Source organism: Microcoleus sp. Pol1C5, from assembly GCF_036701115.1.
Classification (GTDB): Bacteria; Cyanobacteriota; Cyanobacteriia; order Cyanobacteriales; family Microcoleaceae; genus Microcoleus.
On sequence record NZ_JAUBQE010000030.1, the window covers coordinates 82,105 to 95,546 of the forward strand.

Consider the following 13,442-nt stretch of genomic DNA (forward strand, 5'->3'; position numbering starts at 1 on the left):
GACTATTCTGAAAGCCCGATCGCGCTTTTTGCCGAAACACGCGATCGAACACCGAATAATTAGTTTTTAACTATTAGCAATTAGCGTTTTATTGACCGTCAGTTTGTCTGAGAGCCGCCAGAATTTCCGGTCGCTTCATGCGCGCGTAGCCCCGCACTTTCCTGTCTTTGCCGATCGCCTTCAACCGCCTCAGCGAAAGACTTTCGTAGTCTTCTTCTGGGGACGGAGACGGAAACGGCAACTCCAACTGCAACTGCGGTAACTGAGGTTTCTGCTGTGCTTTCGACTGCTTCTTCGGCGGCGTTTTTGGCTGCTTCTTCGGCTGTGCCTCGGGCTGTCTTTCTGAGTGAGTCCCTGCGGCTCCCAGTTGGTGGCGGAGCGTTTCAATTTGATTTTTTAGGTCATTTTCTACCTCTTCAATGGTCTCGGAAACAAACTGATTAATTGTTTGAACTGTGCGTTCTAATTTGATTGACAGCAGTTTTTCCAGTTCATCCAACTGTCTCAAAGCACCTTCAAGATTTACCTCAGAAATAACAGCCGATGTTGGCGGACGGTTGCTGCTCGATTGTTCAATTTTTTTAGCCATTTTATCTACCTTTTCCTGAAATACTTTTTCCACTTGTTCGAGCAAATGCTTAATCTGTTCTATTTGGTTACGCTCAAAGTTCTGCTCAGTTAGAGCTTTTACGTGCTTTTTTAGCAAGTCTTCATTTTTTTTAACAGATTGTTCTATTTGTTTTGTTAGACTATCTACCTTTTTTTGAAATGATAGCTCAAATTGTTGCAGTAGAGTCTCAATTTGTGCTGTTTTAGGAGTCGGTTGCGGAGCTAAATGTTCCATTTCTGCTTGAGCAACAGCTACCTCGTCGTCGGTCATTTCAAATACCCACGCCCACATTTGCTCGGTGCCGAGTTCTTTAGCAACAATACACCAATCTGAGCCGCAGACCACTTCATATTCTTCTTCGTTGCTGTAAGCTTCGGTAGGGCGTACAATTAAAGGAATTAAGTTGCTGCCTTGCTCGATCAGACTTCTCCTGAGAGCTTCGCGGCGTTCGCGAGGAATTTCGCCCCGATGAGGCTCTGGTATGGCAATTTGGGAAGTGTAAATCTGAGTGTGACTAATTGGCTTAATCCGCAAATATTCAACTATTTGGTTTTGATCGGACGATCGATCCATCTTGTTACAAGTCCCCTTTTGTCATGAAAATCTGATGTGTAGGTATTTATGTATGTTTGCACTTTACAGCCGGCGTTTTAAGGGATGCAGGACTAACCCAAGAACTCAAATTGTAAGGTGCGAGACAAACACCTTACCCCGACTTTGGTAAGTTAAAGGGTTTCTTGGCCTGAGTCTTCCAAGTCTGCGATCGAACTCAGTTATCTGGAGGAGATATGGCGTTGCTGCTGTACCTGTGCGAGGGGCTGTGCGGTGACAGCCCGGGCGATGGCGTCCCGCCCCGCAAGCTACGACAAAAGTTACTGCAATTCCTAAAAAAAGCGACTGTGAAGAGTTTAACTGGCTGCGGGACACCAATGATCCACTGCTTTACTCATCTTTACTTATTTTGGCGTCTGGGCGATCGGGCTGGCGTTGCGAGTTGCCACAGGAGTTGCGAGTTATGAGTATTTTTGCCACTTATCAATTATTTTAATCATTGTTTTGTCGGTTAACCCTTCAATACGTTTCACCGCACTTGTAAATGACACAAACGGCTGCACATCTCGTTCTTTGATTATTCGGTCGATTATCTGAGACTTCAAGCCAGCATCTTTAAAATTAGCCAACAATTCAGATTTAGTTAGAGTATTGAGTGCTTCCAACGCCGACATTGATTCGGAAGCTACGTTTTCAACTTCTGGTCTCTTCTCTACCACCACTTGTTTTGCGGGTGGCGACTCTGATTTCAACTCATTAATTCTGTTTGCTAACCCAGTTTCAACTAACAGAGGTACTTGTTGTAAGATTCGGTTTTCAAGTTCTTGTATACTCTGGGCTAAAACTTTTTTGTCGCGGGCGTACTCGGCTTTTAATTCATTAATTTGACTGGCAAACTGGGCTTCAATATTTGTTAGTCGCTGTTCTAAACTAGATGAATCTTGGGGAGTTTCATTTTCACATAAATTAGGGACTTCGACCAAAGAAACCGGGTTTTTTATTGAATCGGCAGGCTGCGACGAAGTATTTTCGTACAAAAACCCGGTTTCTGGGTTTTCAACTAAATTCTCAGTGATTGGGGTTTTTCTGAGAATTTCAAGTTGTTCGAGGAGAAGCTCTTCATTTTCTTCTTCCAGGATGAATGCTCCGATTGTCTCGCCTTTAAGAGATTCTATTTCCTTTGCTCTCACCGCCGCGTAGTATTCAAAATCTCCGTCTACTATCTCGTAGGCATCCATACCGTTGCGGCGGACAATTATCGGATTAATCAACCCTCCTGAATCTAAAATTAGTCTCGCTAATTTCTCCAACTCAGGCTCGGCAAAATTGGAACGGGGAACTGTGGATGTAATTCTTTTCACTGCAACCAGTGACGGAAATAATTTTTTCATGAGTTTTTACTTACCTATTTTTTCCAAAACTTCTATTGCTAGCATTTCAAATTCTTGGGAGGCGATGGAATCTGGCTTAAAGTCCAGCACTGAAATCGGATCTGCGATTTCCATATTTCCCACGATTTGCATTTGTTCTGCACACTTTGCTAAATCGTCTCTCTCGTAAATTACGCTGTCCATGATTTCCAGGCCGTAGCGTTTGGGAATTGCATCCCTCCGCTTGGGCAAACTATACTGTACAAATTTAGTATTAGTTGAGATTTTGCAGGGGAGTACGCCTAAAATTGCGATCGGCTGTTTGCCGATTATTTTCCTGAATGCGTTAACTTTTTTGATAAAATCCTTGACATTAACCAATCCTTGATTGGCAAAAGGTTTTAAGTCAGAAGGAATAATTAAATAATCCGCCGTAATTAGGGCAACTCTGGCGTAAAAATTCAAAGAGGGCGGCGTATCGATCAGTACAATATCATATTTATCCTGTGCTACTGCTAGTTTCTGAATTAAAATCAGGCGACTGTAATCTAGTTGATTGAATTCGGTTTCTTCGTGCATCAAATTGATGTGGGAAGGAATCACATCAATTTCTGGATGGCAAAAACTTGACTTGCGAGCTACTTCTTCGATCGAGAAAAAGTCTTCTGATTGCAAAACTTGAAGAATATTATTATCTTTCAAATCATCTTGTTCTTCATCCTCAAATTTGACTAATCCTGTGGCAAAGGTTGTATTAGCCTGACTGTCTAAGTCTATCACCAAGACTCTCTTACCTTTCTTGCTCAGCGCAGCAGCTAAATTGACTACTGTTGTAGTTTTGCCAACGCCGCCTTTATTGTGGTAAACTGCAATAATTTTCATACTATTTTGAGTTTTTAGGGGAACGGTTACATCGGATTTAAATTGAGGCTTAACTGGATAATTTTCAGGTATTTGTTCCGGTTCTGAGATTTGACTTGGCTCAGGTTCTGCGGTGGCGGGATTATTGGGCTGTACTGGGACTTCGCTAATTAATTCAGGACTAACCAAATTAATTTTACTATCCTCCAGTTCGAGTTTATCGGGATTTTTTATAAAATTTAAACTATCTCTGCCAATTAAAGCGATAATTTCATCAATTCTAGTTTCAAGGTTTTGTCCAGCACACTTAAAGACTAGCTGAATATCATCGGCAACTCTTTGATAAATTCTAATTTCTTTACCATTAGTTATGAGACCGTAGCGGATCCTCAAACTTGTTAAATAGCGATGGAGTTTTCGCAGGTGGCGGTCCAAATTTTCTTTCGGATGTTTAGCCTCCATAACTACACTCATCGGCGAGTCTGCATCGACAACTATGGGGATAACTTGGGTGGCAAATGAGAGGAAGTCTAGACGAATATTCCCAAATGCGATTTCTTGGTGCCAAGTGTCGGGCGTATAGCCTAACTTTGGTAGCAGATAGCTGACAATCAGTTTGCTTTCTACTTCGCTTTCGTTGCGACAGTTATTGGGATTGAAAGTCATTCGATTTTATATTTTAGATTTTAGATGGGGAATGACTGATTTAATAATGGTACGGATTGTGATATTGACAGTAGGGCGCGCATTCCGCCCCTTACAAAAGCTAAGGATTGTAATATCGAAAAACCCGGTTGTGTTTGACAAACCGGGTTTTTTGGGGATTAATCACGCTTCAAAACTACTTTGTTTGAGCGTTAAATTCCTGCAATGTCTGATAGCCGCCAGCCGGATCGTATAGGTGACAGTTGTCGGCAATCCGCTTCATTAAAGACCAAGAAAATTCTGTTTCGTACAGATGATCTTGCCAATTTTCCTTTAAGCTGCTGTGGGCGAGGCGCAAATTGTACCAGGGAATAGCAGTTGAAAGGTGGTGGGGAACGTGCACGTTAATGTCGTGGCACAGAAACTCTACCCAGCGGGGATAATCGCAGTGAACAGTTCCCGATAGTTGCGCTTGGGCTTCGTTCCATTCTTCGGGTTCTTTAAATGAAATGTCTGGTGCTGTGTGGTGGACGATCGTAAAAGTGCTCATCCAGAAATGGTAAACCAGCCAGGGCATCAACCAAAATTTGACAAATCCCCAAATGCCTGTGGTTGCAATTAAAATCGGGAATCCGATCGCAGCACCGATTAAAACTACAAAAACTGAAAACCGCACTTGTTCCCGCTGTTTGCCTTTGAAGCGCCACCACATAAAGTGCACTTTTGCCCAGTGGGCGATCGAGCCGATCCACCACATCCGACCAAAAATTAAACTATAAGCTATTTGTAAAGCCTTGGGAGCAGCAGCGTAGTCTTCTGCTGTCATCGGTTGCCAAGCATTATCTTCACCAATTTTATTGGTGTGCTTGTGGTGATAATTGTGTCCGTGCCGCCATGCGTGAAACGGATAAATTAACGGCAGAAATGCGATATGTCCGACTAAATCGTTTACCCAGCGGCGGTTAGCAAATGACCGATGACCGCAGTCGTGACCGATCACAAAAAAACCGGTTAATCCGGTTCCTGTGAAAATCCACATTAGGGGTAGTAGAAACCAAGGAGAGACTGCTATGCCCCAGTAACCGACAGCAACTAAAAGAACGTTGACGATTACTTTTGTCCAAGCTTTGCGGGGGTTTTTGGCGAATACTTCCCGCGGCAGGGTTTTGAGAATATCTTTCAGGCGCAGGTTGGAAGTGTCACTTGCGGATGTCAAATTTAGTGGTTTTTCGATCGATGCTGTCATAAACTGATTTCGATTCTCCGTATGCCATGAGGATGGCTTAACAAATTAGCGCAATAAAAAAGCGCCGTAAAATGTCAGCTCGTTGCCAGCAAGCAGCAGACGAGTTGAGCTGTAGGCAAGCGCGTTTTAGCAAAAGCTAGCGATCGCTATCCGCAGTTAGGAATTTCTAGCACTTTTGGCAAAAAACACTGCGGGTAGCAAAACATTCGTTTTTATAACACAGGGCCAGGACAATTAGCATTAGCGACTGTTGTCTGCTAATTGCTGTTCCTGCCAGAAATGGGGTCGCTCTCCCGCAAGCCAGCGATCGAGCGTTGCTGTTTGAGGCTTTGCACTTCCAGCAGCAAGGATTCGATTTCCGCTTGCAAGTGCAGGAACTTAACTTGCTGATCGGCTTGGTAGGGGCACTTCACTGAATTTACTTTGCGGGCAAAACTGGTCGATAGCGTAGAAGAACTAGCCATTTCGGGATTGCTCGCGGTAACTTGAGGCCGGGAAAGAGTCGATGAATTATTTGACATTAGTAATTGGGTAGACATATCTACACATTCACACCATTAAGTTACTTTAACCTGAACCGATCGTATTAAACATCAAATTAACCGATCGAGCTAAAATTAGTGTAAATTCTTCGGCCATTGCCTAAAACCATTGACACCGTGACCCTGATTCTACCTGCTACTGACTCTGCTGCTAACTCTGCTGCCCGCGCCGCCGAGCCGAAACGCTACGGCTGGCCCGGCTTGATCGAAGCTTATCGCCCCTACCTGCCGGTGACAGAAACCACGCCGGTAGTGACCCTCCAAGAAGGCAATACTCCCCTGATTCCAGCACCTGCGATCGCCTCTCTCATCGGTAGAGACGTGCGCGTCCTAGTGAAATACGACGGCCTCAACCCCACTGGTAGTTTCAAAGACCGGGGGATGACAATGGCGATTTCCAAGGCGAAGGAAGCTGGTGCCGAAGCAGTAATTTGCGCCAGTACCGGCAATACTTCGGCCGCCGCCGCCGCCTACGCCCGACGCGGGGGGATGCGAGCTTTCGTGTTGATTCCCGAGGGTTACGTGGCTTTGGGCAAGTTGGCGCAAGCTTTGCTTTACGGTGCGGAAGTCATTTCGATTGGCGGAAATTTCGATCGAGCCCTAGAAATTGTCCGCGAAATGGCCGTTAACTACCCCGTGACTTTGGTAAATTCGGTGAATCCTTACCGATTGGAAGGTCAGAAAACCGGAGCTTTTGAAGTGGTGGACGCTTTAGGCGACGCCCCCGACTGGCTGTGCATTCCCGTAGGAAATGCGGGAAATATCACAGCATACTGGATGGGTTTCTGTCAATACCACCAAGCTAAAAAATGTTCGCGCTTGCCGCAGATGATGGGATTTCAAGCCGCCGGGGCTGCACCGTTGGTAACGGGCTCACCGGTATCGCACCCAGAAACCCTGGCGACAGCAATTCGGATCGGCAACCCTGCTAGCTGGAAACAGGCGATCGCAGCTTCCGAAGCCAGCCGCGGCAGTTTTGCCGCAGTCACCGACGCCGAAATTCTCGACGCTTACCGTTTGTTAGCATCACAGGAAGGAATTTTCTGCGAACCTGCGAGTGCAGCTTCTGTGGCCGGCTTGCTGAAGGTAAAAGACCAAGTTCCGACTGGGGCGACGGTAGTTTGCGTTTTGACTGGTAACGGTTTGAAAGACCCGGATACCGCAATTAATCACAGCAACAATCTATTTAAAAGCGGCATTGCTCCGACTTTGGATGCAGTAGCTGGAGCGATGGGATTTTAAAAGAAGGAAGAGGGAACAGGGAAATATGAAAACTCTTTGTCATCTTCTCTCTCTTCTCTTCCTCTGCGTCCTCTGCGTCCTCTGCGGTTAGTTAAAAAAATTCTTAATTCATCACCAGGAGCAAACAGAATGGTTCAATCACCTGCCAAACTTCTAAGTGTTGATGAATTTATTGCCAACTTTGGCGACAGCGAGCGTTACGAACTAATCGATGGTGAATTAACCGAAAAGGAACCAACGGGGCCGCACGAACAAGTATCCGCCTTCCTCGGGCGAAAACTCAATGTAGAAATCGATCGTGTGGATCTACCCTACTTTATTCCCCCTCGCTGTCTCATCAAACTATTAGGAACAGCAACAGCGTTTCGCCCCGACGTACTTGTAGTAGATCGAACTCAACTAATTAATGAACCTTTGTGGCAACAAGAACCTGTAATTACATCGGGAAACTCAATTAAACTAATCGCTGAAGTCGTCAGCACCAATTGGCAGAACGACTCCGCCCGCAAAGTTGAAGATTACGCACTGCTGGGAGTGCCTGAGTATTGGATTGTGGATTATCTGGGCATTGGCGGCAGAGAATATATTGGCAAACCCAAACAGCCGACAATTACGATTTGTATGCTGCGAGAAGATGAGTATCAAAAACAGTTGTTTCAAAAGAGCGATCGACTGATTTCTTCACTCTTCCCAGACTTGCAGTTAACCGCAGAACAAATCTTCGGAGCAAGCAGTATTTTAAATTCCTGATTACCAAACGGCGGTAGTTCGAGTAACAGTAAGCTGCGTAGCGTACACCCTACAGAATAACTTCAAAGAGCTTGTATGGTGCGGGGCATCAATAAAACTTTAGCGATTATACAATGACCAAGCCTACTGCAACCCTTTTAATTGCCTGTCCCGATCGCAAAGGACTCGTCGCCTTACTTGCCAATTTTATCACCTCCCACAACGGCAATATCATCCACGCAGATCACCATACAGATTTTACCGCCGGATTATTTCTAAGCCGACTCGAATGGCAATTAGATGATTTTGACTTAACCACCGAACAAATAACACCTGCTTTTAGTGAAATTGCCAAGGACTTACAAGCCAATTGGCAACTGCATTTCTCCCAAAAACTTCGACGGCTTGCGATCTGGGTCAGCCGTCAAGATCATTGTTTATTAGACTTGATTTGGCGACAGCGAGCGCAAGAAATCACAGGTGAAATTCCGCTGATAATCAGCAACCATGAAAATTTAAAGGATCTTGCCGCACAATACGGTATCGACTTTGAGTATATTCCCATTACTAAAGACAATAAAGCGATTCAAGAAGCACAACAGTTAGAACTTCTTAAAAAATATAAAATTGATTTAGTGGTTTTGGCTAAATATATGCAAATTTTGAGTCAAGACTTTATCAGAAATTTCCCCAATGTAATTAATATTCACCATTCATTTTTACCCGCCTTTGTGGGCGCCAATCCCTACGAAAGGGCTTATGAAAGAGGGGTAAAAATTATCGGTGCAACAGCCCACTATGTTACACCCGATTTAGATGCGGGCCCGATTATCGAACAAGATGTTGTGCGCGTCAGTCACCGCGATGAAGTGTCGGATTTGGTTCGCAAAGGTAAAGATTTAGAAAGGGTTGTTTTAGCAAGGGCGGTGCGATATCATTTACAAAATCGTGTTTTAGTTTACGGCAATCGGACTGTGGTTTTTGCTTGAAAATTAGGCATCATATTAATCCTGGTTTGTTACTCATTTAATCCCTCGGCGAGTGATATCAATTCCGGTTGCACGATCGAAGTACAGCGAATCCTAAAGTTTGCTCAGCTTGACATTTTGCATGACTGGTTATGCGGTTAAGATTGTCCGTTGCCGTCTTGTTGCGATCGCCCAAGGGCCTGTTTTCCGAAAGAGTCGCCAATACGGCGAGGTTTCGGAACTTTACTTTTACCAGCGGGCCATCCTTCGCGCTGCTGGGAGCGATCGCCATCGGTTTCTTCGGTTTGGTCGTGAAACAAAATTTGTCGCGTGGGATAAGGCAAATCGATGCCGTTTTCCACAAGCTTTTTTTTAACAGCACAAATTACCTTGTCGCGCGATCGCATATCGTCAATTCGGCGCGGCGGAGCAATCCACCACCGAACGCGGATCTTGACGGTACTTTCTGCTAGCTCAAGCACCAGCACATCGGGTGCAGGATCTTTCAACACCTCCTTTACGCTGTACAATGCTTCCAGCATTAACTGCTTGGCGCAATCAATATCGTCGCCGTAACCAATACTAAAATCGTATTCCGTGCGGCGTTTATCGAAAGCGGTATTTACTGTCACCGAATTCGTAAACAATTCGGCATTTGGAATGACAATCCGCCGGCCATCATAGGTGAGGATTGTTGTAGCGCGGGTCTCAATATTTTCTACCGTTCCCTCAAAGTTTTTAAACACAATCTGGTCATCGATTCGGAACGGTTCCGTCAACAGAATTAGGATACCGGCTAAGAAGTTTTGCAAGATATCGCGAAAGGCAAAACCAATCGCCACCCCGCTAATTCCCAGCAGTTGCACCAAATCGCCAGCTTTCAATGTGGGAATTACAATCGAAAGAGAAATAAATAGACCAACTAGAACGATCGCACTCTGGGCTAACCGTCCTAACACCAGCCCCAAATTTCGAGCTTGGTGGTGGTGGCGGGTAACTCGCCTGACCACTCTCTTAATTTGCCTACCCACAAAGTAAAAAATTGCAAAGACAATTAACGCCAGCACAATATTAGGCAGCATGATCATAAAGCTGTCGATCATGCTCTGAATCTTTTTCCAGACTATGGATATCTCTGCCTTCATCAAGTTTCCTCGCGCATCAGTCGTTGTCGATAGTAGTAAAATTTAGCTCGATTAAGTTCTATCTAAAGACTGTAGATTGGTACGACGCGAGGCAGATGTTTTGGCAGTTTTCAAAATTTTGAATGCAGATTATATGTTGGGTTATAGTACAGTTACATCGATTAGTAAACCCTCTGTAGGTGCGAAATAATAAAGAAGCCGATGAATTAATGCCGCTTAATTGCAGGAAAAACGAAAACAAGAAGTTGCTGACTAAATCCCACCTGCCGATGGTAATCGCCATGCCGACACTTCCTGAATTTTTAACTCCTAATTCCCAAAGGGCGGTAAATCGAGTAATTGATTTTTAGAAGGTGGAAGCTGGGCGGGATTTTTGCCTGGGGCGGAAGTTTGGCGGATTTCCAGAGCAGTTTCGCCAGGATTTGCAGTGCGAGTAGGTACTATTTCCAAAGAATATACTGTCTCGGTTTTTGCAGGGGCAGGATTTTGGGCTTTCGTGAGCAAGTCAACGGCATCTCCGAGGGCGCTAGTTAAATTTTTGCTAGTTTCGGCGTGACGGGCTTCTTCTTGTTTGAGGGCTTGAGTGAGTTGTTTAACTTGTTCGATCGCCCGATCGCGCTCTTCGAGAACTTCTGCTAACTTAGCTTTAAGTTCGCCTACTGTTTGCAGTTGTGCGATTTCCTGCTGGCGAGCCACCCCAGCATCATCACCTTGGGGCACAATGGGGGAAAAATTTTGTAACTGCTCTATTTGTGCTTCCAGAGAAGCGATGATTTGCTGAGTTAATTTGGCATCATTCCGCCGCTGCTCGGCTTCGGTATTGTAGAGTTGGCGCCACTGAGCGGCACTTTCACCGGCCTCATCTCGATCGCGCGAAACTTCTGTTAACTGCTGTTGCAGCCGCTTGATTTCATCTAACCACTGTCTGACATCCTGAGCCATATTGATTTTAGATTTTAGATTTTAGATTTTAGATTTTAGATTTTAAATTAGCAATGGCTTAATTAAGTAACGCTCCTTATTTCCAGTTGCGCGATCGTCCTGCATCCATTTTCCAGTTTCTAGTTCCCCCTCTCCTGTGCGCTATGAACATTTTTTACTGGTTGCGCTACCTGATTTTAGCTTTGTTTAAGACATTTTTGAGGCTGCTTCGAGCTCTCAAACGGAAATTTGGGGGTTTTTTGCTGTTTTGTCGGTGTTTGACTTGGGGCACGCTCAAGGAAGTCGGCGCGAAGGCGGGAGAACAGCGTTTGCCGGGGCTATCTGCAGAAATGGCCTACAATTCTATGCTGGCGCTGTTTCCGGGGCTGTTGGCTATCTTATCTGCGATCGCCCTCTTTGAACCTTTGCAGTCAACACTTTATCAAATCGCCCGTCTTTTGGGCGAAGTTATACCCGATGACGTGCGGAAGTTGATTGGTGGCTTAATCAAAGAAATTCTGTTAACTCGCAGTAAAGGGCTGTTTTCGGTGAGCTTTCTTGGGGCGATTTGGGCGTTTTCTGGAGTAATGAGCGCGGCGATGGCTGCACTCGATCGCATCCATGAAACCCCGCTCGCTCGAACTCGACCATTTTGGAAAGCAAAACTTATTTCTCTGGCGCTGAGTGTCGGCACAATTATACTATTGATTCTGGCATCGGGAGTAGTATTTGTCAGCGACTTAATTGTACAAGCTATTGCCCGCCAGAGTTGCCTGCTGGAGTCCGTCGCCAATTGCGATTTAAAAGATGTCCAAAATTGCTTGCTCCTCGCCGGCAATTGCCCTTTAGAGTCGCAACTGTTAGGTGCTTGGCGGCTGTGGAGGTGGCCGATTTCTTTGGGAATTGTATCACTGGCTTTTGCATTTATTTACCGCTACGGGCCTAGTCGCCGTCAACCAGATATTCCTATTGTATCAGGAGCTGTTTTTGCTGCTATTTTGTGGGCGCTATTTTCAGCTTTATTTCGGTTTTATGTTTTGCATTTGGGCAATTACACTTGGACTTACGGCACAATCGGAAGTTTTATTGTGCTGCTGCTGTGGCTGGATATTTCTTCTTTGGTAATGCTGATAGGCGCTCAGTTGAATGTGACGGTGGGAAAGGCTATAAAACAATCAAAATTAAAATGATTTGTTAATTTTGAATTGTTAATTGTTATTTGCCGGATGCTGTCTTACCTACGGAGTACAGTGCTGAGGATGCCCGCAACAAAAGACAGAAAAATCAGTATCCAAATGACACCACCGGGAATGAATGTCAAGAGGCCAACACCTCTGAGAATCCAAACTAGGAGGGTGAGGCCCAGGATGGTCAAAAAGATGCGGGTAGATAGTCGCATTTGAAATCTAGGAGAATTAGTCATGTTGAATGTTAAAGTTTTGTCTGGATCAATGATAGCTGCTTTGCTGGCGATCGGCAGTTACCTCACCTTAATTTCCACTCCCGGTTCCACTGTTGCGCTTAGGGCTACAAATGTGCTGGGAGGAGCGGCAAATGCTGCTCAAAAAACACCTTCTGCCAGTTTAACAATTTCCGATCGCACAATTGGAGCGGCGAAGGTGGGGATGACTTTCGGAGGATTGAAAAAGGCTCTGGGTTCCACGGCGCAGTTTAAAGTTCAGTCTCCTTTTATGGTAGACTTTGATGCTGTGGCTGTCAGCCAGTCGGGAAAAGTGCAATATCGGATTATTTATGCTGCGGGTACAAAGCTAAAAGATACGGATGTCATTGAACTTTTGATGACTGAAAATGCTAATTATAAAACAGTTCAGGGCGTCGGGCCGGGAATGACTTTGAAACAAGCAGAGGCAATTTACGGTAAGGCTACTTTATCTTATAACGTAGATAATGAAATGAGAGAAGGGGTTGTATTTGCCAAGCAACCAACTAGAAACATTATGTTTGTTCCCAAGGCTGAAGGGAAACAATTTGCGGGAGTTTATGGTGCTGGTCAAGGGGGATTTTATCAGACTAATAAGTATCAGCCAAATGCTGTGATTCGATCTGTGATGGTGCGAAAGTAAGTTAGTAGAGACAGCCCAACAGATAACTCGGCGATTGAAATCGCTTCTACAGAAACTATCGTCCCAGCAGAGGGGGACTCAAGAAAGGAAAGACGATCGCACTTATCAAAAAAGTGCGATCGCCAATGTTTAGTTAACTGAAACCGCTGCGAAAATTACCATTTATAACGCGCTGGCGACGGGATTGGAAGGGCGGCCCAACGCCGATAAACGGTGACTGTCCCCACTGCGATCGAACACAACCTCAAACTTAACGTGAGGTATAGTTTGTCGTAAAAACTGAAAATGCCCGTCTGCATCTGAACGACTGCGGAAGCGGGCAACAATAATCCATTGCTGAGTGGGTAACAGACGGGCGATCGCCCAACAACACAAGCGTTGTTTGTATGTCATCATAGAATTCGTCTCCATTGAATGTTGGAGCCAGAGCCAGCCCGGAACCTTGGACAGTAATACCAGTTTCCTAAAATCCTGCTACAGATATGGCATCTAAAATAAATTGCCATCCTGTTAAAGAAGCAATAACT

General features: G+C 45.0%; 13 protein-coding genes. 5 read left to right on the top strand and 8 right to left on the bottom strand.

The window, feature by feature from the left end:
* Window positions 1–88 precede the first annotated feature (88 nt).
* The 5 genes from QUA23_RS17875 to QUA23_RS17895 all read right to left on the bottom strand — a co-directional run bounded on the left by QUA23_RS17875 (window position 89) and on the right by QUA23_RS17895 (window position 5,748).
* Entirely contained in the window at window positions 89–1,183 is a 1,095-nt protein-coding gene (locus QUA23_RS17875) for a Rho termination factor (modular protein) (protein WP_333072885.1), read from the bottom strand.
* A 440-nt stretch (window positions 1,184–1,623) separates the two neighbouring features.
* Window positions 1,624–2,553: a ParB N-terminal domain-containing protein gene (locus tag QUA23_RS17880; RefSeq protein ID WP_333072884.1), complete on the bottom strand. Its 930-nt coding sequence runs from the start codon at window positions 2,551–2,553 to the stop codon at window positions 1,624–1,626.
* 6 nt (window positions 2,554–2,559) lie between these two features.
* Window positions 2,560–4,059 carry an AAA family ATPase gene (locus QUA23_RS17885; RefSeq protein WP_333072883.1) on the bottom strand — a complete coding sequence of 500 codons (1,500 nt, stop codon included), beginning with the start codon at window positions 4,057–4,059 and terminating at the stop codon, window positions 2,560–2,562.
* A gap of 175 nt (window positions 4,060–4,234) precedes the next feature.
* On the bottom strand, window positions 4,235–5,284 hold the full coding sequence (locus QUA23_RS17890) for a fatty acid desaturase (protein ID WP_333072882.1): 1,050 nt from the start codon (window positions 5,282–5,284) through the stop codon (window positions 4,235–4,237).
* A 257-nt stretch (window positions 5,285–5,541) separates the two neighbouring features.
* Complete coding sequence (locus QUA23_RS17895) at window positions 5,542–5,748, bottom strand: hypothetical protein (RefSeq protein WP_333110447.1); 207 nt, start codon at window positions 5,746–5,748, stop codon at window positions 5,542–5,544.
* Window positions 5,749–5,943: 195 nt separating this feature from the next.
* Between QUA23_RS17895 and thrC the strand changes: the two genes are divergently transcribed.
* The 3 genes from thrC (at window position 5,944) to purU (ending at window position 8,786) form a co-directional block, all read left to right on the top strand.
* On the top strand, window positions 5,944–7,068 hold the full coding sequence (thrC, locus tag QUA23_RS17900) for a threonine synthase (protein ID WP_333110449.1): 1,125 nt from the start codon (window positions 5,944–5,946) through the stop codon (window positions 7,066–7,068).
* Window positions 7,069–7,197: 129 nt separating this feature from the next.
* Window positions 7,198–7,818 (top strand): Uma2 family endonuclease, encoded by a 621-nt coding sequence (locus tag QUA23_RS17905; protein WP_333072880.1) that lies wholly within the window; start codon window positions 7,198–7,200, stop codon window positions 7,816–7,818.
* Between the two features lie 113 nt (window positions 7,819–7,931).
* Window positions 7,932–8,786 (top strand): formyltetrahydrofolate deformylase, encoded by an 855-nt coding sequence (gene purU, locus QUA23_RS17910; protein ID WP_333072879.1) that lies wholly within the window; start codon window positions 7,932–7,934, stop codon window positions 8,784–8,786.
* A 137-nt stretch (window positions 8,787–8,923) separates the two neighbouring features.
* On the opposite strand, the gene QUA23_RS17915 is transcribed toward purU, so the two are convergent.
* Window positions 8,924–9,910, bottom strand: a complete 987-nt coding sequence (locus QUA23_RS17915; protein ID WP_333093774.1) for a mechanosensitive ion channel family protein — start codon at window positions 9,908–9,910, stop codon at window positions 8,924–8,926.
* Between the two features lie 309 nt (window positions 9,911–10,219).
* Window positions 10,220–10,852, bottom strand: a complete 633-nt coding sequence (locus tag QUA23_RS17920; protein ID WP_333037460.1) for a hypothetical protein — start codon at window positions 10,850–10,852, stop codon at window positions 10,220–10,222.
* Between the two features lie 143 nt (window positions 10,853–10,995).
* On the opposite strand from QUA23_RS17920, the gene QUA23_RS17925 reads away from it, so the two are divergent.
* A complete protein-coding gene (locus QUA23_RS17925; RefSeq protein ID WP_333072877.1) occupies window positions 10,996–12,021 on the top strand; it encodes a YihY/virulence factor BrkB family protein in 1,026 nt (341 codons plus the stop codon).
* A 231-nt stretch (window positions 12,022–12,252) separates the two neighbouring features.
* A complete protein-coding gene (locus tag QUA23_RS17930) occupies window positions 12,253–12,915 on the top strand; it encodes a hypothetical protein (RefSeq protein WP_333072875.1) in 663 nt (220 codons plus the stop codon).
* Between the two features lie 162 nt (window positions 12,916–13,077).
* Here the strand turns inward: QUA23_RS17930 and QUA23_RS17935 are convergent, their stop codons facing one another.
* Window positions 13,078–13,311, bottom strand: a complete 234-nt coding sequence (locus QUA23_RS17935) for a hypothetical protein (protein ID WP_333072874.1) — start codon at window positions 13,309–13,311, stop codon at window positions 13,078–13,080.
* Between the last annotated feature and the right edge of the window lie 131 nt (window positions 13,312–13,442).